We start from the raw sequence: 19,451 nt of genomic DNA, 5'->3' as shown, positions 1-19,451 counted from the left end.
TTTCTCTAAGACTGATCGTAAAGCTTGAAATTTATTCCTCATCTTCTGAATAATGCTGATGTTTTTTACCTATTTTTTTAAAAAAAGGCCATCTATTTGAAGTTAAAATAATAATACACAGTATAGTAGCTGCAATAGGTAATAAAAACATCTCAAAAGCAATGGCTAAACCAATTGAGGCCATAATCCAAACTGTAGAAGCTGTTGTAATTCCTCTAACACGGTTACTATCTTTAAAGATAATACCTCCTCCAATAAATCCAACTCCTGTAACAATTTGAGCAGCTATTCTAGTAGGGTCAACAACACTTTCATAATATGCTCCGCCTCTTGCATGAGTTGATATAATTCCAAATAGGCACGATCCAACACAAACAAGAGCATAAGTTCTAATTCCTGCGGATGATCCATAATGTTGTCTTTCAATTCCTACTGCAATACCACAGAGAGCAGCAACAGAAATTTGGATTATTTCTAACATCAGTTTATCCTCTATAGTCTATTTTTAATGTAATTATATCATATAGCTTTATTTTGACTTTTATCATATTGTTACAGAGGTTTATAAACTTATGGAAATTAATTTAAAATTATTATTTATATTATTGATATCTAAATTAGTATTTGCTAATATGTGTGTATTGAAGTTTTAAAAGGATAAATTTAACTATGGATTTAATGCAAATAAAAGATAATGCAAGTAAAGCATCATCACTATTAAAGGCTATTTCGCATGAGTCTAGATTATTGATACTATGTTTACTTTTAAGACAAGAGATGACAGTTGGTGAGCTTGCTGAATATTCCGATCTTAGCCAGTCAGCATTTTCTCAGCATTTATCTGTTTTGAGAAGAGAAGGGTTAGTACAGACTAGAAAAGAAGCTCAAACAGTTTTCTATAGTTTAAAAGATCCTGCTGTTAAGAAAATATTAGAAGCTTTATATAACATATATTGTGGATAAAAAATTTACATTAAATATTAGTTAAATCTAAATTAGATAAATCTAAAGGAGTAGTGGAATGCATCAAGTAAAAAATATTTCAGTTAAAGAGTTTCTTGATTTAAAAAAGAAAGAAAAAGTTAAGCTAATCGATATTAGAACAGCTGGTGAGCATAGTAGAGAGTGTATTGATTGTGCTGAGAATATCACAGTTGATGAAATTTATGATGCAAATATTCAGTCTAATGAGATAGTAGTGCTTCATTGTCAGTCTGGAAATAGAACAAATCAAGCAGCTACGAAAGTTAAAGATTTAAATGCAAAGGCGGTTTATTTGTTAGAAGGTGGCATTAATGCATGGAAACAGCATAAACAGCCAACACAAAAAAATGTTAAAGAACCGTTACCAATTATGCGACAAGTACAGATCATAGTAGGTTTTATGGTGCTTTTAGGTGTTGTGCTTTCATTTACAATATCTCAATATTTTGCAATTTTAAGTGGTTTCTTTGGCGCAGGGCTTCTATTTGCAGGGTTATCAGGAACTTGTGGGTTAGCAGTGATGTTAGAGTTTTTACCCTATAACAAAAGAAAATAATTTAAAATAAAAGGAGCTTTTTATGACTAAGAGATATCTAATAATTGGAGGAGTTGCTGCAGGGGCATCAGCAGCTGCTAGGCTAAGAAGGTTAGATGAATCAGCAGAGATTATCATGTTTGAAAAGGATCCTCATGTATCATTCTCAAACTGCGGTTTACCATATCACCTTGGTGGACATATTGAGCCAGCTGAGAAGCTAGTTTTAATGACACCAGAAAAGTTTGATAAGCAATATAATATCGATGCTCGTACAAACTCTGAAGTTATAGATATTGATAGGACAAATAAGCTTGTTACAGTTTTAAATCTTCAAACTAATGAAAGATATACAGAAAGCTATGATAAATTAATTGTAGCTGTAGGAGCTAAACCAATAGTGCCTCCATTTGAGGGACTTGATTTGATAGATCATTTTATCCTAAGAAATGTAGTAGATGTTAAAAAGATACATCAAGCAGTTTTTAATGCTAACAAAACAGTCAAGGATGTAACTGTTATTGGAGCTGGATTTATCGGTATAGAGGTTGCTGAGAATCTTAGAGAAAGAGGCTTTAATGTAACTATAGTTGAGATGGCTAATCAAATTATGCGTCCTTTTGACTATGAAATGGCTAAGTTCTTAGAAAAAGAATTATTTGAGCATGATATTAAACTGATGTTATCAGAAAAAGTTGTTGGTTTTGAGTCTGATAAAGTCTTACTTGAGTCAGGTAAAGAAATCAAATCTGACTTGGTAGTTTTATCTATAGGTGTAGCTCCAGATACTAAATTTTTGAAAGATGTTGGAATAGATCTAGCTAAGAGCGGTCATATTCAAGTTAATGAAAACTATCAAACATCAGATGAAGATATCTATGCTGCAGGTGATGCTATCTTAGTTAAGAATGCTTTGAGTAATCAAGATTTTAATTTGCCATTAGCAGGACCAGCAAATAAACAAGGACGTTTAATAGCTGATCATATAAATGGTAAGACGATTGTAAATAATGGCTATATAGCTTCATCAATAATACAAGTTTTTAACTATACTGGTGCAAGTACTGGTTTAAATGAGGCTTGGATTAAGTTTCATAACCTAAATATTGAGTATGATTATACTTATGTTGTGCCTGTAGATAGAGTAGGTATTATGCCAGGAGTTAAACCAATATTTATGAAGATTATATTCGAGAAAAATACTGGTAAGTTATTAGGTGCTCAAGCAACAGGTCAAGGTATCGTTGATAAAAGGATGGATGTGCTTGCTACAGCTATAAAAGCAGGTATGACAGTAGAGGATCTTCAGGATCTTGAACTTTGTTATGCTCCACCATATTCAACTGGTAAAGATGCTATAAATCATGCAGGTTATGTTGCGAGTAATATTTTAAATGGTGATTTTAAGCAAGTACCCTTTACTAAGGTAAAAGATTTGATTGATGAAAATGCTCAAATTATTGATGTGAGAAATCCATCAGAGATAGCTAATGGTATGCTAAATGGTGCAAAAAATATTTCAATGACTGAAATTAGAGACAGGTTAGCAGAGATAGATAAGTCAAAACCTGTATATGTGCATTGTCGTACTGGTCAACGCTCTTACAATGTTGTATTGATGCTCCAGCAACAAGGTTATGATGTTTATAATATCGCTGGAGGATATATTATGATGTCATATTATTATGATACTATTGCAAGAATTAAGAGGGAAGAAAGGCCTTTTAATAAAGCAAATTTTAATTAGAGAATAAAAAAGAGGAGAAATTATGATTTTTAGACAGTTGTTTGATCAAGATACTTGGACATATACTTATTTAATAGCATCTGGATATGGTAGGGAAGCAGTTATTATTGACCCTGTTGATACTCAGATGCAAAAATATCATAAGTTATTAAGTGAGTTAGATATTAAGCTAGTTGCTGCTATAGATACTCATGTTCATGCTGATCATATTACAGCGATTGGACATCTAAGAAATGATTTTGGTTGTAAGTCTATAATGGGGAATCATAGTAAGGCTGAGTGTGTTTCTGTAAAAATTAAAGAAGATGAAACAATTGATTTTGATGGTATGAAGCTTAAAGCAATTTATACACCAGGCCACACTGATGATTCATATAGCTTTATTCTAGGTGATAAGCTTTTTACAGGTGATACTTTATTTGTGAGAGGTACTGGTAGAACAGATTTTCAACACGGTGACTCTTTTGCTCAGTATGATAGTATCAAGAATAAGCTTTTTAAGCTTCCAGAGGATACTATAGTTTATCCAGGTCATGACTATAATGGTTTTACATCAAGTACTATTGGTGAAGAAATTAAATTTAATCCAAGGCTGCAAGTAAAATCTGCTGAAGAATATGCTGAGCTTATGGCAAACCTTAATTTACCTCGACCAAAATATATGGATGTTGCAGTTCCTGCTAACTTAAAATGTGGTTTAGTAAAATAAAATGATTTTGTTAGTGTTTGGCTTTATCTGTGGAATAGCATTAGGTCTAACTGGAGGAGGTGGATCAATATTAGCCGTTCCTCTTTTGATTTATGGTGTTGGCTTAGATTTTCACAATGCAGTCACTATATCTTTACTTGTCGTTGGTTTTACAGCAATTTTTGGTATTGCGGTAAATTATAAAAATCAAGATATTCACTATATTGCAGCAGTTGTGATGATTATCACAGGTATAATCTTTGCACCTATAGGAAGTTATATTTCACAGGCACTATCTGATAACTTACTAATGCTTAGCTTTTCTATACTTATGATTGTGATAGGTATTTGGAGCTTAATAAAAGCTAAAGTGATGTCTAGTTCAGATAAATCTGTTTGTAAAAGTATAGGACCTAAATGTATTATTGCTTTATTAATAAGTGGTGGTATTGTAGGTACTTTGACAGGCTTCTTTGGTGTTGGCGGAGGTTTTTTGATAGTACCAGCATTGGTCTTTATCACAGCAATGCCTATTAAAAGAGCTATTAACACATCTTTATTAGTAATATTTGTTGTATCAATATCTGGTTTTGCATCACATTATGGACAGACAAGCGTAAACTGGTATATTGCTAGTATGTTTATAATTGGTGGGGCTATAGGTATGCTTATAGCAAATAAAATTAAGAAAAAGCTTAATGATAAGGTTCTACAAACTATATTTGCAGTAATGCTTGTTGTCCTAGGAGTGTTTATATACTTTAGTAATTAATCTATCTAGGTTAATATTTATCTAAGATTTAATTATTTCCATATCATATTAATGAGCCATTCAAATAAAGCTACTTTAGTTTTTTTACATGGTTGGTGTTGTCAGCCGTCAGATTTTAATGCCCAAATTGATTTTTTTAGTAAAAACTACAATGTAATAGCTCCTAATTATTCCGAAATAATTTCGCTAGGAAAAGACAGTGTAGAAGAAGTGGTTGTATATTTATATGATCAGTTATCTAAATATAAAGATATCATAATTATAGGCCATAGCATGGGTGGCTTTTTAGCTCTAAAGTTAGCTCAAATTGATTTGGATATTAAAAAAGTTATAGCAATTGATACTACGTTAAAATTAAAACTTACAGATAATGAAAAGAGCTTTTTAGAGGGGCTTGATAGTCAGAGTGGTTTAGAAACTCTGACAGATTATATACATAACTATATAATAGATGAACGTTTTGACAATTATACTATTATGCAAGATAAAGCTATACAAATGTTAGCTTATTGGCAAAGGCAACCAAAGTTTTTTAATAAAGTTCTTAGAGAAGCATTTTATTATGATAAGAGAGATTTATTTGCAAAACTAAATATGCCATTATTATATATAGCTAGTGCGTCACCAAGAACATCTAAAAATGATCTTTTGTGCTTATATGATAAAGCTAAATATATTCAGATAAATGCAGGACACTTTGTTATGCTAAATGCTATAGATAAGATTAATAATTTGATAAAAGACTTTTTGTAGCTAATAAATATTATATAATCTATTCAAACGACATTGAATTGTTATATGTATAATTAATTCGAAAATTTAAGGCTCATAAAGTAATCCTATAATTACATTTTGGTTCCGTTTAGTGACATGGATAGGATGACAAAAGTGATTTTAAAAGTTATTTGGATTAAATATATGATGTAAAAATTTAGTCTAGTCGCATTATCTATAGTATTTTGAATTTAAAAGTTAGAATTTTGAGGATTAGTAAGTTATGGCAATGATCACAGATCAAGTTCTAAAAGAACAATTAGGAAAAGGTGTTTTATTAGTGGATATTCGTAGCTATCAAGAATATTTAGTTGATATTATTCCTGGAGCTATCCATATAAGTGAATTTTTAATTAATTATGATAAGTATAAGCATCATAAAAGTGTAGCTATATATTGTGAAACAGCTGGCAGATCAAGTAAAGTACATAGTTTTTTTAAAAATCTATTTGAAGATGCTAACTGCTTATTAGGAGGTATTGCAGGTTGGCGTAATAATGGTAATAAAACTATTGTTCCATCTAAACTTGAGTATTTTGATTTTGAGAAAGTTTTGTTTTTTAATTATGCTGCAACAACACCAGTTTTTCATGAAGTTGTTGAGGAAATGCAAAAATATATGGAAATAGATACATTTTTTGCTAACCCAGCGTCAACACATTACCTAGGAAGATTAGCTAAGAAAAAGATCGATGAAGCTGAAAAGACTATCTCTAAATTTATAAATGCTTCAGGTGGAAATATTGTTTGGACATCTGGAGCAACAGAATCAAATAATCTAGCAATTAAAGGCCTAGTTGAGGTAAGTGAGAAGGATAAAAAACATATTATAACAACTTCAATTGAGCATAAAGCAGTTTTAGATGTCTGTAAATACCTATCTAAGAAAGATGATTCAATTAGTGTAAGTTATTTAAGTGTTGATAAGCATGGACGTATAGATTTAGATGAGTTGCGAAGCTTAATAAACTCTAATACTGTACTAATTTCTATAATGGCGGTAAACAATGAAATAGGTGTAGCAAATCCTTTAGAAGAGGTTGGTAAAATTGCTAAGGAGAAGGATATTGTATTTCATGTTGATGCAGCCCAAGGTATAGGTAAAGTTGAAATCGATGTACAAAAAATGAATATTGACATGTTGTCTATGTCAGCGCATAAATGTTATGGTCCAAAAGGTATAGGTGCATTGTATGTTGCCAAAGACATAGAGCTAGAAGAGCAAATACATGGTGGAGGGCACCAAAATGGTATGCGTTCCGGGACATTGTCAACTCAACAGATTGTAGCATTTGCTTTAGCAATTGAATTACTTAAGAAAAAAACAGATTTAACAAAATTGAAAAAATATCGAGAGTCTGTTGTTGAGTGCTTAACAAAGTTTGATAATGTTATAGTTAATACTCCTTTAGAACAAAGTTATGTTGGTATTTTAAGTGTAACTGTTAAGGGAGTTCCTGGAGATATTTTATTTACTTTGATGCCAGATTTTGCATTATCTATGAGCTCAGCATGTACTTCAAATGCTGATAAACCATCTCATGTACTTAGTGCTATTGGTCTAGATAAAAGCCAGGCAGCAAATACATTAAGAATATCGTTTGGTTGCTTTACAACTGATAGTGATGTTGAGAAACTCGTAAAATCATTAGAAAAAAACATTGCAGTTCTAAGAAAAATCGATAAGTTTAATTAGTCTTTAACCAACCTGTAATACTTAATCTTTTATTTTCAGTAAGTACAGGTAACACTTCATGTTCTATTGTTTTACTATCAAAAAGTATGATTTTTCCGTTAGTAGGAAAAATTTCTAGATTTTTATCAGTTAAATATAATTTTAGCTGCCCACCAAAGCTTGGTTGCCAAACTTGATTAAGGTAGCAAACTATTGATATAGTTCTTCGATAATCATTTTGAAAAGTATCAATATGTTTTTTATAAAAAGAACCCTGTGGGTATATTGCATAATGGAACTCTTTTGTAACAATACCAGCAAAGCAGGTTTTATTTATATATTCGATAAAATTATTTATTTTTGAAAAAAATATTTGAGCATATTTTGCTTCATCTAGCCAATATATAAAATCATTACGAATAGATCTTTCAAGACTTTCATTTAAACGATTACCTATGGCTGATTTTCTAAAAGAGTCAGACTCGTTGAGCATATTTAGTTCAGATCTTAAGAATGTTGTTTCAAAAGTGTCTAACCAATTATCAATTATACAATATCCTTCATTTAGATAATCGTTTATGACTCTTTCATACAAGGGGAATGGGGAGGGTAAATTAGACATTTAGATGCCCAATAAGAAGTAAGTGAGCGAATTATATAGCAAAAACTAAAAATCAGTTATCTATTTTTATAATAAAATCCTCTAAATATTCATCAACATCTAGCTCATATTCTGAAATTGCAAAATGTTTAGCAGATTTTTTCTCTTGGTGCATTTTCTCTGTTGAGCCATCATTATTTAAATGGTGCCAATCAGGTATATCCTTACCTTCAAATAATAGTTTATAGCTACAACTGTTTGGTAACCATTTATAAGCATGATTTTTTAGCTGCTTATAAGTTAGGTTTATACATTCTGGTACAAGTTGCTTTCTTTTTTGATACATACTACATTGACATTTATTAGTATCTAAAAGCTTACAACTAATCTTAGTATAGTACACTTCATCAGTTTCATCATCTTGAAGTTTATTTAAACAACATAGACCACATCTATCGCAAATAGATTCCCACTGCTCATTTGTCATATCTTTTAGATCAATTTCTTGCCACCATTTATACATATTTTTTACTGATAGGTTATAATAGTTATTTGCGAAGTAATAATATCTTAAATTATCTAAAAAAACATCAAAGGAATTTATGAAAACTACTGCTAGAGCTAGAAATAATGCTCGATTATATACTGTACAAGCTTTATACCAAAAAAAAGTTAATGATAATACTTTTGATGAGCTGAAAGTACAATACTATGCTGATAACGCTGGTCGTCATCAAACTGATTGGGAACTTTTTTATAGGCTTGTTGATGCTGTTGAGGCAAATCAGACTACAATTGATAGTTATATCTCAGAAAACTCAGATGAAGGAATGGATTTTATTAATTATGTTGATTATGCAGTTTTACAGGTAGCCATAGCTGAGCTTATAGAATGTTTAGAAAATCCATATCAAATAATAATAAAAGAGTATGTTGAGATAGCATTTAGCATGGGTACCGAAGAGGGTTATAAGTTTATAAATGCTGTTTTACAGAAGCTTTCTAAATCTATTAGAGATGCAGAGTAAACTTATCTTGAGAAGCTAAGAAACTAAAAGCTTTACGATGTTCTTGTTGATCTTTCTTACTCAAATTAGCAGTTAATATTGCTTCTTTATATTCTTCATGAGCTAGAATATCGCCATTATAATTTATAATCATGCTATCGCCAGAATAGCTAACGTTAGGGTCCTTACCAACTCTATTACACGCTATTACAAAAACTTGATTTTCTATAGCTCTAGCTTTAAGTAAAGCTTGCCAATGTTCACGCCTAGACTCTGGCCAACATGCGACATTTAGTAATATGTCATAGTCATTATTATTACAGTTAAATACTGGGAAACGTAAGTCAAAGCATACTGTAAGTAATATTTTAAAGTCTTTATAATTTATAATTTCTCGTTTATTACCACCAGAATATTTTTCACCTTCTCCTGCATGAATAAATAGATGGTTTTTATCATAGGTATGGATTTTTTGTTCAGGAGTTACAAAATATAGTCTATTTGCTATTTTTGTATCTGTAAATGTAGCAGCGCTGCCAACAAGAGCATAGTTTTTACCTTTCACTTGCTTGGACATCCAGTCTATAATATCTTGCTCTGTACTAGCTTCATTAGTAGGGTTCATTATAAAACCGGTATTAAACATTTCTGGTAAAACAACAATATCTATGTCATTATCTATTTGAGCTAATTTTCTTTCTAAATTATTATAGTTTTGCTGTTTATTATCCCAAATAATGTCTGTTTGAATTATGCTAACTTTTAAATTCGACATTTCGTACCTTAAATAAATAGATGTATTTAGCTAAATATCACAATTCTAACACTTTTTGAGCTGTGATTATTGTATTTAAGTTATCCTATATAAAAAATATTAAAGTGCTTTTAAAATTATTGACAACAAGAAATCTCAGGAAGATAATGAAAATTAATTTAATTTAGAATTCAGGTGTAAGAAATGAGGAGTTTGAAGTTAAGATTAAGTGTATTTATTTTAGTTATAGTATTTGCTCTAATATATGGGTGCTCTAGTATTAATAGAGATGGTTATTATAAAGATGGTTATTTAGTAGTAACTATTAATCAAAGTTTTGAAAAAGTATATAACAAATCACTAGACCTTATAAAGAGTGGTCAGTTGAGAGATTATACAGGACACGAATATAATATTGATGTAAATAAAAAAATGGTAGATGAAGCAGAGATTATTGCAAAAAGTAGTGTTGATTCATCTGATTTTATTGCGATTATTTTTACTAAAAGATCAAAGGACCAGACAAAAGTTGCTGTAAAACATAATAAGAATGGTGATACGATAGGGTCATCGGCTTTTATTTCTATGTTACAAAGTGATAATTTAAATAAATCTTAATTATTTTTATAAAAGTAATCTAGTTTATTTGAATATTGACAAATAAGATATCTAATAAGATAATCATTTTATTGTAATTTGGAGTGTAAAGAAATGAGATTTTTAAAATCTAAGCTTAGTTTAATAATTTTAGTTGCTACTATAACAATATTATCAGGGTGTTCAACCTTTGATAGCTCTAGTTTTAATAATGGCTATTACACAACGACATTAAATCAAAATTTTGATAATGTCTACAAAGCTTCATTAGCTACTATAAAAAATGGACAAACATATGATTTAAATGGCAGTCCGTATGACATTAAAATAAATAAAAAAATGTCAAATGAAGCGGTAATTGCTGCAGAGAGTGATAGTACTCCTACAGATTTTGTTGAAATTGTAATTGAGAAAAAATCAAAAGATAAAACACAAGTATCTATAAAGTATGGAAGTGAAGGCAATGCTATTAGATCATCAGCTTTAATTCCGATTATACAAGGTAATATTGATCATCACTAGTATTACTTTTAGCTGTTAGACCTTATGTCTAGATTCTGTTAAATTATGACAAACAGGTATTTTCGTATAGCATTTGTAAAATATAAATCTGTATGTTTTACATAGCTAGTTGATATGAATACTACTGATGGTGGCATTGTTATAGCTGTCCATTTTACAAAATGATTATAGTATGAACTTCATTCAATGAAGAGTTTTTATAGACATAGTATTATCAAAAAGATTTACTATTATAATTAAATGGAATATTTTCGGAATAAAATCAAGTTATTATATGAAGCTGGATGATATCCCAGAATTTTACATGGGAGATGGGGTTGATACATACACATCTTATTTTAGTAATAGTGCCTATAAAACTATGCTACTATCAAAAAAACTTAGATAAATTTGTTTAAGTATAGAGTATAGAATGAAAGATCTTTAATAAAAGCTTTTGGCCTTATAAAAGGGAATCGAGAAGAATAATTTAAAAATAACAATAATTAAATTTATATTTATAATAGAGTTAATGTAATGATTTTTATACTAAATTCAATATAGTATTAATTCCCAAATATGGCTTTTTAGTATACTCTGAAACTGTAACTAACTTGTTCAACTCAGAAGAAAGAAAAAAGAGGAGATGATAATGTTAGGACAAAGAAAACAGCTTAAAACTAATACTGACCATATTAAGAGAATTATTGATTTATATACTTATATGAGAGACTTTATAGTTTCAAAATCATCAAATCAAAGATATGATGAAACTTTAAAATATTTAGAATCTATAGTTGAAAAATCTCAAAATGATTACGATGATATGCCGATTGGTTATGAATATGTCGGGATATTTTACCTTCGAAAAGTAAATGACAATGCTACGATAGAAAGTATTAAAGTTACTGGCTTAGCTTTCTTGAGAGAGGATGTTATTTCATGGAAACTTACATCAGATAATGAATATGCTCAAAGACTATATTATGCCCATGAAATATATAAAGATAAAAGCTTTAAACAACCTATCCAACGTGAAGATTGTATACCTGTTTTTAAAAAAGATTATTAAAATGTAAAATTTCTCTGTACACATGATGATTCTTTATAAACTTAGTTGCTTTATATAATTAATTTAGTGGCTGTTCTAGATAACTATGTTAAGATAGTTTTAATGAGAAGAAGTGGGTTAAGTTTATACAAACAAGGCAAGCTAAAAACCCCCAACTTTAAGTTAGAGGTTGTTTAGTTTTTTTATACAGAGAGAAATGTGTCTCGTAGAAAAACTAAATTTTGAATAAAGTTAATTAGTATGTCTAGCCCATATCTAAAGTAACTCCAAATTTTTAATTTATAATGGTTTTAATTCCTAATTGATGTTTAATAAATATTTATCTATTATTATTTCAAAAATGCTAAATTCATAAACTCTAAATCTAACTAATTTTAAAATATTGACAAATGAGTGTTCTAATAACATAATTGAAATTACTCTAATTTACATTTTTTTAAATGAAAAATATTAAATTGAATTTTAAATTCCTTGTCTTAGTTATTATTATGGCTTTTATTTCAGCATGTGCTACTAATAATATCAAATATAATAATGAAGGTTATTCTTCGGAGAATGTCCATAAAAGCTTAAATAAGGTTTATAGTGAAACATTAAGGTTGATAGAATCTGGGCAAGCTCCTAGCTTAGCAGGTGAATCTTATGCAATAAATACAAATCAAAAGAGTGATCAGAAAGCCTTAGTACTAGCAGTTAATGATAATGATTCTAATGATTTTATAGAAGTTGTGATGAATAAGGTATCTCAAAATACAACAAACTTAGCAGTGAAGTATGGTAAGAAAGGAAACTCACTTAAATCAGCTACATTTATTAGTTTAGTAGAAGGAAGCTAGGATAACTTTTATATTTGAGTTAGTATTTTTGCTCCTTCAATTATAGTATTGTCTTTTTTAGCAAAGCAGAGTCTTAATAACCCTTTATCTGGGTTTACAAATAATGAAGATAGTGGGATTAGTCCTATAGCATGTTCTTTGATAAGTTTTGTTACAAAAGTATGATCATCTTCATCGCTTATTTGGCTATAGTCTAGAACTTGAAAAGGAGAGCCTTTCCATTCTAAAAGATTAAACCTTGATCCTTTTAGGCTTTCTCTTAGTAGAGCATTTTGCTTCTTGTATAGCTTATGTAGATTTTGATAGAATTCAGGGTGTTCTAAAATTCCTTCTGCTAATGCCAGTTGCATCGGAGTACAAGCTGAGAAAGTTGAAAATTGCTTTATAGCTAAGATATTTTTTAAAATATTTGTTGGAGCAATCATTGATCCCTGACGCCAACCAGTGAGATTATATGTTTTACCAAAAGATTGTAGTACTATAAGCTTATCTCTTAGTTCAGGAATTTGTAAGGCACTCGTAAAGCTATCTCCACTATATATATGTTCATAGACTTCATCAGAGATTATTAAAATATCTTTATCTTTAACAATGCTGGCAATTTCTTGATATTCTTCTTTTGAAATAGTAGTTCCCATTGGGTTATGAGGAGAGTTAAGAAGTATAACTTTTGTCTTCTCTGTAATAGCATTTGCTATAGCTTGCACATCAATGTTGCCATTTGGTAGTAACTTAAGCCTTATAGCTTTACCTTGGTTAAAGTTTGTAATCCCTACATAAGCATCAAATACGGGATCAAACATTATAATTTCATCATTTTTATCAAGGTATGCGGATATAGTAGTAAATAACCCTTCTTGAGCGCCAACAGTAATTGCGACATTATCAGTTGTGATATCTACATCGTAACAAATCTTAGTCTTTTGAACTACTGCTTGACGTAAAGCCATAACTCCAGGAATTGGAGAGTACTTATTTTCTCCTTTTTTCATATGAAAATTTGTGCGATCAATTAACCATTCTGGAGTATCAAAGTCTGGAGCTCCTTGAGTAAAATTAAGAGCCTTATGGCTTGCTGTTAAACTACCGAATGTACCATATATTGAAGGTGTTGTATCAATGTAGGGTTTTGACTGGATCATAAGTTACTATCCCGTATTTTGTGATAATGTATTAGGATAAATTATATTATAAATCTTGCCATGACACTATTTTAAGTTAATAAATATGTGTGAAAATTTAAATAAGTAAATCATGAAATTACATATAATAACTTAAACTATTTCATAAAGCTTAGAGGGTTGCCATATTCTGTCATATATTTCTTACCAAGTAACTTAGATCCTATATAGTTCAAATGATTGGAATCTGCGTATATTGGAATATTATTTATTTCAATATTACAGAACTTATCATTACATATCGCTTTTTTAGGATCTATTATAATCATTTGAGGAAATTCTTTTTTTAGTTTTCTAATTAGATTTGAGAATGCAAGCTGTTGTTCTTTAACAAAGTTTGCATTTATTTGACAAGAATGCTTGTCAAAAAGAAAAGGTAAATTTTGCTGTTCTAGTGGGCATAGATTGCTAATATTTGATGAAAGAGTAGGGGTATCAAGGATTATTATAGGTGTTGCATCATTATCTATAATTAGTTTTATTGATTTCTTAATTGACTTTATTGAGCTAGAATATATTCCTTTTGACCATTCACCAGCAAGAATCACATATTTATATTTTTTAGTTTTAATTAATTGTGCTATGGCATGATTTCTATCTGTAACAGATACATACTCGACAACATTCTTAAAATCATAAATAAAAGGAGTAGTCTTTTGAGATATGACATATGCTTTTTGTTTTACATTTTTTAACCAAACGCTAACCATAGGAATATCAGATCTTGCATGAGAATCACCTATTAACAAGGTATTAGGCTTCTCTATGTTTTTATATCCAATAGAGCACTTATTTATATTTGGTAATTGTTTTGATTCGAAACTACTAGATGCAATCATAAGAAAACAGTTGTTCTTATCAATATTTTCAAATCCATAAGAGTAGGTTAGTTCATTCTGGTTTATTTTAGGTTGATTAAATCCAAATTTATGATTTGTTGAAGCTGTGTAAAAACACATAGCAATAATTAAAGGTATAAGCCATAATGCAAAAAAGCTCTTAGCAAAGCTGAATTTGAATTTATGCCTAAAAGGTTTTTCTACTAGAAAATATGAAAGAGTTGCTAATAATATACTTATTATAAATATTATTGTGCAGACCTCTCCAGTTTTATCTATGCTAAGGTAATTTACATAAGCAATTATAGGCCAGTGCCATAAATATAAGGAGTAAGAAATTAATCCTATAGCCACGAAAGGTCTTATAGATAATATTTTATTAGCAATGGGAGTGAAACTTTTGTTACTACCTGTGTAAATAAATAGTGTAGCACCAGAGCAGGCTACTATAGTCCAAAGGCTTGGAAACCCAACATTGATAGTAAATATAGGAATTATCATTAATAGTATCGCTACTATTGAAATTGTATTAAGAAGAAGTCTATTATTTATTACTTTAATATTTTTTTTATATAATGAAATTGCTAAACTACAACCAAATAGTAGCTCAAAAGCTCTATGAGTTGGAAAGTAATACCATCTTTGAGAGCTTAGCATGTAAATATCAACCTCTCCGGATAAAAAAAGTAGACAAGAAACAATTAGGAGCACTATTGATATTGTGAAAAGCTTTTTCTTTGTTGATATTCCTATTTTAAATAGGGATATCAAAATTATAGGCCATAATAAGTAAAACTGTTCTTCTACTCCTAAAGACCATGTATGTAAAAGAGGGATGAGTTGAGAGTCTGCTCCAAAATATCCGAAGTTTAATTTCACAAAGAAAAAGAGATTTGATACAGAAGCAATAGCACTAACAAGTGACTCAGAATAGTTTTTTAAATCTTGTGGTAGTAATATTAGCCATGCTAAAACACTTGAAAATATCAAGACAGTGATTAAAGCTGGTAATATTCTTCTCATTCTTCTTAAATAAAAGTTTTTCAAGGAAAATGAATTATTGTCTAAATCTCTAATTATTATAGAGGTTATAAGATATCCTGAAATAACGAAGAAGATATCTACTCCAAGAAACCCTGATTTGACCCAGCTTAAATTAAGATGAAATAATACAACAGATAGAACAGCTAGTGCTCTTAATCCATCAATATCTTTTCTATATTTTATGTTACTCATTATTGTTGGTAATAGCTTACTTTTTAACTTATCTAGGAACTAATAATACAGCTTTTTATTAGTTAAATAAAATAAAATAGTTTCGGTAGAAATATTAGAATTTTTAAATTTTTATAGAAATTGTTTATCAGATAATATTTAAGCTATTTTTTTCTTTTCTAACAAAATATAATAGGTTATCTATTTATTACAGTTTTTATAAACTAATGAGAAAAAAATATTGTTTTATCTTTGTAATATCAATTTTATTTGTATCTTATTTCTTCTTATTAAATTATTTACAGCCATTAAGAGCAGATGATTTTGGGAGGGCTTATACTGATGCTCTTAGTAAAGGATTTATAATTTATCTAAGAGGTATAGGCTCAAACTATTTTCATTGGACTGGTAGAATAACAGCTCAGGCATTAATTTATTTATTCCTTAATAAGTCGTATATTCATATATTGGTTTTTATTATCAATATTTTAAACTCTATTTGTTTTTATTTATTTTTATTAATTTCTTTTAGAATTGTAACTCTAGATAAAGGTAAAATTTTATCAAAAGACTTTTTGCTATATGTATTCTTTTTCATATTTGTTTTTTATCAAACAGGCTTTATAGCCAATATAATTTGGAAAACTGCCGCAATACAGTATTTTTGGGGAATAACGTTATTAACAGTTTTTTATTATTTAACTATTATAAAAGATAAGTCAAGTATCGTGTTTAGCTTACTTATTGGTTTTTTTATAGGGTTATATAACGAGATATTCGTTGGGGTTACTCTTTTACTTTGTTTAGCTTATTTTATAGATAAGAAAATATCTAGGCAGAATATTAATAAAAGTATAATTTATTTTTTTATTAGTTGTTTTGTTGGAGGTGTTATTCTAATTGCAGCTCCAGGAAACTATGTAAGGCTAGATTCTGCTACTTCATCAAATGTAGATATTTCAATTTTTGGAAATTTGGTAAATTTGATAAGTCAAATAATGAATAGCCCTGACACTACAATACTTATAATATTAATAGCACTTTTTTTAATTCTTATATTTCTAAATAAAAATGTCTCTAGACTTAAGGCGAGCATTTATAGTATAGCTCTTATTGGAAGTATTTTTGTTTTAACACCAGTAGCAAAATCTTATGCATTAAATCAAAGAGTGTTGCTTATTTATTATGTTATTTTCTTTATTGCTTTTTTACAGCAATTTTATAATCATAGCAGTAATTTTATGGACAAGTTGTATTTAAATATGAAGAAATTAAGTTGGCTTTTTTCTATATTATTAGTTATACAGCTTTATTTAATATTTAGTATTTATTTTTCAATATATGAGTTTGAACAAGACCGTAAAAGCCTGATTGTGTATTGCCATCAGAATAATGTTAGTAATCCAGTATTACCAATGCTTCCTGAATATATAGGGCAGACAGTTTTCATTAATGATATTACGGCCGATAAAAATACATATAGTAATATCGCATTTGCAAAATTCTATGATTTTAATAGTGTTATAGGTGTTCCTATAGATAATTATAAGTAAAAAAGATTTCTTAATTGCTCTAGGGTTATTTCTTGTTTTTCCTGGGTTTTGCGGTTTTTATATTCTATTAGATTTTGCTCTAAAAGTCTGTCACCGATTACAACGTGATGAGAGTAGCCAATAAGATCTGCATCAGCAAACATTACTCCAGGTCTTGCACCACGATCATCTAATAATACATCTATTCCTTTTACTGATAGTTCTTGATATAAAGTATCAGCAACTTTTTTGACATTCTCTGATTTATTGTAATTGATTGGAAGTATAGCGACTTCAAATGGAGCTATAGCTTCTGGCCATATTATGCCTTTATCATCATGTGATTGTTCGATAGCTGCAGCCATAACTCGAGATACACCAAATCCATAACATCCCATTAATATAGGCTTAGATTTACCATCTTGAGCAATTACAGTCGCATTCATTGGTTTTGAGTAGACATCTCCTAACTCAAAGATATGACCAACTTCTACACCATTTGTTAACTCTAGAGTGCCTTTACCGTCAGGAGAAATATCTCCAGCAACTACATTTCTGATATCAGCAACTTCATAGTTAGTTACATCTTTATCCCAATTTACATTTGTCAGGTGATAACCATCTTCATTAGCACCACAGCATAAATCTGAGATTGCTACAGCACTATAGTCAGCAATTATTTGAATAGGGGAGTTATATATTCCAAGTGAGCCAGGATTTGCGTTGAAAAGCCCAAAAATTTCTTCACGTGAAGCTAAAGTATATGGAGCAGATACTTGCGGAAGCTTATGAATCTTTGTTTCATTTAGCTCATGATCACCTCTAACTACTAATGCAAAGAATTTCCCCTGGGAATCTTTTATAACCATAGTTTTTATAGTTTGTTTAATATCAAACTTCATTTCTTTACAAAGTTTTTCAATAGTTTTTATATTTGGTGTATGAATTTTTTCTATTGAGTTTTGCGATATTTCTCTTTTGCTAAGATCAGGTTTTGCATAAGTAGCGAGCTCTATATTTGCAGCGTAATCACTATCGCTACTATAACAGATAATATCTTCACCAGCATTTGCTAGTACTTGAAACTCATGGCTATTATCACCACCAATAGCACCGCTATCAGCTTTTACCGGACGATATGCTAAACCTATTTTATCTAAAATGTTACAATAAGTTTGATACATTACTTTGTAGGTATTGTTTAGACATTCATTACTCTCATGAAAAGAGTATGAATCTTTCATTATAAATTCACGAGCACGCATTACTCCAAAACGAGGGCGTATTTCATCTCTAAATTTTGTTTGGATTTGATATAAATTTAAAGGTAGTTGTTTATAGCTTTTAATAGTATCTCTAGCCATATCTACTATAGGTTCTTCATGAGTCGGGCCATAGCAGAAATCTCTGTCATGTCTATCTCTAAGTTTTAAAAGCTCTGGTCCAAACTTATCCCAACGGTGAGTTTCTTGTAAAAGCTCCGATGGCAATATGCTTGGTAGTAGTAACTCACTAGCACCAGCTTTGTTCATCTCTGAACGGACAATTTCTTGGATTTTCTGTAATACTTTTAGTCCCATAGGCATCCAAGTGTATATACCCGAAGCCAGTTTTTTAATAAGACCAGCTTTTAGCATATATTGGTGGCTAGTAAGTACAGCTTCTTTTGGAAGTTCTTTAGTTGTAGCAATAAGAGTTTGAGTTGCTTTCATAAGTTTAATAAGTTTTATAAATCAAAATATGAGCTAAATTATAGCAAAAAAAATATTATAAAATATAAAAATTGACCTTAGATAGGGAAAGTAAGGAGATATGAAAAAACTAAAAAGGAGTCTCTATCTAAAGTCATTTTTTATGAGCCCAAAAGTAAGATGTTAAATATAGGGATTATTTCAAACATCGGAACTTTTAAGACTAAATATTTTATAATAAAAGAAAAATAAATCAATAATTATTACAGCGAATTTCGCAGTTGTTTATAAAAGATAAATGACTGATAAATAGGTGGGTTTAATAAACATATGATCTATATTCAATAAAGTATTATTAAATCGATAGTATTCTATGAGATAGGGAGAATCTTTCTAGTAATAAAGTTATGGCAGATGATTAAAAATTAATTATTTTTTCATTAAGTATAA

20 protein-coding genes are annotated in these 19,451 nt (G+C 29.6%); 13 read left to right on the top strand and 7 right to left on the bottom strand.

The features are described from left to right. Nucleotides 1–31: 31 nt before the first annotated feature. The gene (locus F3D62_RS04240; protein ID WP_150467004.1) at nucleotides 32–481 is read right to left on the bottom strand and encodes an MgtC/SapB family protein; all 450 of its coding nucleotides are present in this window, start codon (nucleotides 479–481) and stop codon (nucleotides 32–34) included. A gap of 188 nt (nucleotides 482–669) precedes the next feature. Between F3D62_RS04240 and F3D62_RS04235 the strand changes: the two genes are divergently transcribed. From F3D62_RS04235 to F3D62_RS04205, 7 genes are all read left to right on the top strand, one after another. Continuing rightward, a complete protein-coding gene (locus tag F3D62_RS04235) occupies nucleotides 670–963 on the top strand; it encodes an ArsR/SmtB family transcription factor (RefSeq protein ID WP_150467003.1) in 294 nt (97 codons plus the stop codon). A 58-nt stretch (nucleotides 964–1,021) separates the two neighbouring features. Then, the gene (locus F3D62_RS04230; RefSeq protein WP_150467002.1) at nucleotides 1,022–1,540 is read left to right on the top strand and encodes a rhodanese-like domain-containing protein; all 519 of its coding nucleotides are present in this window, start codon (nucleotides 1,022–1,024) and stop codon (nucleotides 1,538–1,540) included. 22 nt (nucleotides 1,541–1,562) lie between these two features. After that, nucleotides 1,563–3,266 carry an FAD-dependent oxidoreductase gene (locus F3D62_RS04225; protein ID WP_150467001.1) on the top strand — a complete coding sequence of 568 codons (1,704 nt, stop codon included), beginning with the start codon at nucleotides 1,563–1,565 and terminating at the stop codon, nucleotides 3,264–3,266. A gap of 22 nt (nucleotides 3,267–3,288) precedes the next feature. Next, the gene (locus tag F3D62_RS04220) at nucleotides 3,289–3,975 is read left to right on the top strand and encodes an MBL fold metallo-hydrolase (protein WP_150467000.1); all 687 of its coding nucleotides are present in this window, start codon (nucleotides 3,289–3,291) and stop codon (nucleotides 3,973–3,975) included. Between the two features lies 1 nt (nucleotide 3,976). Next, entirely contained in the window at nucleotides 3,977–4,726 is a 750-nt protein-coding gene (locus tag F3D62_RS04215; protein WP_150466999.1) for a sulfite exporter TauE/SafE family protein, read from the top strand. A 51-nt stretch (nucleotides 4,727–4,777) separates the two neighbouring features. Further along, entirely contained in the window at nucleotides 4,778–5,479 is a 702-nt protein-coding gene (locus F3D62_RS04210) for an alpha/beta fold hydrolase (RefSeq protein WP_150466998.1), read from the top strand. Between the two features lie 244 nt (nucleotides 5,480–5,723). Continuing rightward, nucleotides 5,724–7,196, top strand: coding sequence for an aminotransferase class V-fold PLP-dependent enzyme (locus tag F3D62_RS04205; RefSeq protein ID WP_150466997.1), 1,473 nt, complete (start codon nucleotides 5,724–5,726; stop codon nucleotides 7,194–7,196). On the opposite strand, the gene F3D62_RS04200 is transcribed toward F3D62_RS04205, so the two are convergent. After that, complete coding sequence (locus F3D62_RS04200; protein ID WP_150466996.1) at nucleotides 7,189–7,797, bottom strand: 2OG-Fe(II) oxygenase; 609 nt, start codon at nucleotides 7,795–7,797, stop codon at nucleotides 7,189–7,191. The genes F3D62_RS04205 and F3D62_RS04200 overlap by 8 nt on opposite strands. A 52-nt stretch (nucleotides 7,798–7,849) precedes the next feature. Further along, nucleotides 7,850–8,299 (bottom strand): YcgN family cysteine cluster protein, encoded by a 450-nt coding sequence (locus tag F3D62_RS04195; protein ID WP_150466995.1) that lies wholly within the window; start codon nucleotides 8,297–8,299, stop codon nucleotides 7,850–7,852. Nucleotides 8,300–8,378: 79 nt separating this feature from the next. Here F3D62_RS04195 and nusB point away from each other — a divergent pair, with 79 nt between their 5' ends. After that, nucleotides 8,379–8,804 (top strand): transcription antitermination factor NusB, encoded by a 426-nt coding sequence (gene nusB, locus F3D62_RS04190; RefSeq protein ID WP_150466994.1) that lies wholly within the window; start codon nucleotides 8,379–8,381, stop codon nucleotides 8,802–8,804. Here nusB and F3D62_RS04185 read toward each other — a convergent pair. Further along, nucleotides 8,788–9,558 (bottom strand): amidohydrolase, encoded by a 771-nt coding sequence (locus tag F3D62_RS04185; protein WP_150466993.1) that lies wholly within the window; start codon nucleotides 9,556–9,558, stop codon nucleotides 8,788–8,790. The genes nusB and F3D62_RS04185 overlap by 17 nt on opposite strands. A gap of 183 nt (nucleotides 9,559–9,741) precedes the next feature. Here F3D62_RS04185 and F3D62_RS04180 point away from each other — a divergent pair, with 183 nt between their 5' ends. The 4 genes from F3D62_RS04180 (at nucleotide 9,742) to F3D62_RS04165 (ending at nucleotide 12,543) form a co-directional block, all read left to right on the top strand. Further along, nucleotides 9,742–10,155, top strand: coding sequence for a DUF3568 family protein (locus tag F3D62_RS04180; protein ID WP_150466992.1), 414 nt, complete (start codon nucleotides 9,742–9,744; stop codon nucleotides 10,153–10,155). A gap of 93 nt (nucleotides 10,156–10,248) precedes the next feature. Further along, the gene (locus F3D62_RS04175) at nucleotides 10,249–10,656 is read left to right on the top strand and encodes a DUF3568 family protein (protein WP_150466991.1); all 408 of its coding nucleotides are present in this window, start codon (nucleotides 10,249–10,251) and stop codon (nucleotides 10,654–10,656) included. Nucleotides 10,657–11,287: 631 nt separating this feature from the next. Beyond that, nucleotides 11,288–11,707 (top strand): hypothetical protein, encoded by a 420-nt coding sequence (locus tag F3D62_RS04170; protein WP_150466990.1) that lies wholly within the window; start codon nucleotides 11,288–11,290, stop codon nucleotides 11,705–11,707. Nucleotides 11,708–12,195: 488 nt separating this feature from the next. After that, nucleotides 12,196–12,543 (top strand): DUF3568 family protein, encoded by a 348-nt coding sequence (locus F3D62_RS04165; protein ID WP_191092531.1) that lies wholly within the window; start codon nucleotides 12,196–12,198, stop codon nucleotides 12,541–12,543. An 8-nt stretch (nucleotides 12,544–12,551) separates the two neighbouring features. On the opposite strand, the gene F3D62_RS04160 is transcribed toward F3D62_RS04165, so the two are convergent. Both F3D62_RS04160 and F3D62_RS04155 read right to left on the bottom strand, forming a co-directional pair. Next, complete coding sequence (locus F3D62_RS04160; RefSeq protein WP_150466988.1) at nucleotides 12,552–13,685, bottom strand: aminotransferase class I/II-fold pyridoxal phosphate-dependent enzyme; 1,134 nt, start codon at nucleotides 13,683–13,685, stop codon at nucleotides 12,552–12,554. Between the two features lie 137 nt (nucleotides 13,686–13,822). Beyond that, on the bottom strand, nucleotides 13,823–15,799 hold the full coding sequence (locus F3D62_RS04155) for an acyltransferase family protein (RefSeq protein WP_150466987.1): 1,977 nt from the start codon (nucleotides 15,797–15,799) through the stop codon (nucleotides 13,823–13,825). 206 nt (nucleotides 15,800–16,005) lie between these two features. Between F3D62_RS04155 and F3D62_RS04150 the strand changes: the two genes are divergently transcribed. Beyond that, nucleotides 16,006–17,331 (top strand): DUF6056 family protein, encoded by a 1,326-nt coding sequence (locus tag F3D62_RS04150; RefSeq protein ID WP_150466986.1) that lies wholly within the window; start codon nucleotides 16,006–16,008, stop codon nucleotides 17,329–17,331. Here F3D62_RS04150 and F3D62_RS04145 read toward each other — a convergent pair. Then, a complete protein-coding gene (locus tag F3D62_RS04145) occupies nucleotides 17,322–19,022 on the bottom strand; it encodes a proline--tRNA ligase (RefSeq protein ID WP_150466985.1) in 1,701 nt (566 codons plus the stop codon). The genes F3D62_RS04150 and F3D62_RS04145 overlap by 10 nt on opposite strands. Nucleotides 19,023–19,451 lie beyond the last annotated feature (429 nt).

The sequence above is a fragment of the Francisella sp. SYW-9 genome (assembly GCF_008711465.1).
Taxonomy (GTDB): Bacteria; Pseudomonadota; Gammaproteobacteria; order Francisellales; family Francisellaceae; genus Francisella.
This window is presented reverse-complemented; position numbering and strand designations above follow the sequence as displayed.

What these genes read in the sequence shown, in the direction of transcription:
- F3D62_RS04150 (WP_150466986.1), top strand. Translation starts at nt 16,006, where the DNA reads ATGAGAAAAAAATATTGTTTTATCTTTGTAATATCAATTTTATTTGTA.
- F3D62_RS04230 (WP_150467002.1), top strand. Translation starts at nt 1,022, where the DNA reads ATGCATCAAGTAAAAAATATTTCAGTTAAAGAGTTTCTTGATTTAAAA.
- F3D62_RS04180 (WP_150466992.1), top strand. Translation starts at nt 9,742, where the DNA reads ATGAGGAGTTTGAAGTTAAGATTAAGTGTATTTATTTTAGTTATAGTA.
- F3D62_RS04155 (WP_150466987.1), bottom strand. Translation starts at nt 15,799, where the DNA reads ATGAGTAACATAAAATATAGAAAAGATATTGATGGATTAAGAGCACTA.
- F3D62_RS04215 (WP_150466999.1), top strand. Translation starts at nt 3,977, where the DNA reads ATGATTTTGTTAGTGTTTGGCTTTATCTGTGGAATAGCATTAGGTCTA.
- F3D62_RS04185 (WP_150466993.1), bottom strand. Translation starts at nt 9,558, where the DNA reads ATGTCGAATTTAAAAGTTAGCATAATTCAAACAGACATTATTTGGGAT.
- F3D62_RS04240 (WP_150467004.1), bottom strand. Translation starts at nt 481, where the DNA reads ATGTTAGAAATAATCCAAATTTCTGTTGCTGCTCTCTGTGGTATTGCA.
- F3D62_RS04145 (WP_150466985.1), bottom strand. Translation starts at nt 19,022, where the DNA reads ATGAAAGCAACTCAAACTCTTATTGCTACAACTAAAGAACTTCCAAAA.
- F3D62_RS04235 (WP_150467003.1), top strand. Translation starts at nt 670, where the DNA reads ATGGATTTAATGCAAATAAAAGATAATGCAAGTAAAGCATCATCACTA.
- F3D62_RS04225 (WP_150467001.1), top strand. Translation starts at nt 1,563, where the DNA reads ATGACTAAGAGATATCTAATAATTGGAGGAGTTGCTGCAGGGGCATCA.
- F3D62_RS04165 (WP_191092531.1), top strand. Translation starts at nt 12,196, where the DNA reads ATGGCTTTTATTTCAGCATGTGCTACTAATAATATCAAATATAATAAT.
- F3D62_RS04220 (WP_150467000.1), top strand. Translation starts at nt 3,289, where the DNA reads ATGATTTTTAGACAGTTGTTTGATCAAGATACTTGGACATATACTTAT.
- F3D62_RS04195 (WP_150466995.1), bottom strand. Translation starts at nt 8,299, where the DNA reads ATGTATAAATGGTGGCAAGAAATTGATCTAAAAGATATGACAAATGAG.
- F3D62_RS04170 (WP_150466990.1), top strand. Translation starts at nt 11,288, where the DNA reads ATGTTAGGACAAAGAAAACAGCTTAAAACTAATACTGACCATATTAAG.
- F3D62_RS04175 (WP_150466991.1), top strand. Translation starts at nt 10,249, where the DNA reads ATGAGATTTTTAAAATCTAAGCTTAGTTTAATAATTTTAGTTGCTACT.
- F3D62_RS04160 (WP_150466988.1), bottom strand. Translation starts at nt 13,685, where the DNA reads ATGATCCAGTCAAAACCCTACATTGATACAACACCTTCAATATATGGT.
- F3D62_RS04200 (WP_150466996.1), bottom strand. Translation starts at nt 7,797, where the DNA reads ATGTCTAATTTACCCTCCCCATTCCCCTTGTATGAAAGAGTCATAAAC.
- nusB (WP_150466994.1), top strand. Translation starts at nt 8,379, where the DNA reads ATGAAAACTACTGCTAGAGCTAGAAATAATGCTCGATTATATACTGTA.
- F3D62_RS04210 (WP_150466998.1), top strand. Translation starts at nt 4,778, where the DNA reads ATGAGCCATTCAAATAAAGCTACTTTAGTTTTTTTACATGGTTGGTGT.
- F3D62_RS04205 (WP_150466997.1), top strand. Translation starts at nt 5,724, where the DNA reads ATGGCAATGATCACAGATCAAGTTCTAAAAGAACAATTAGGAAAAGGT.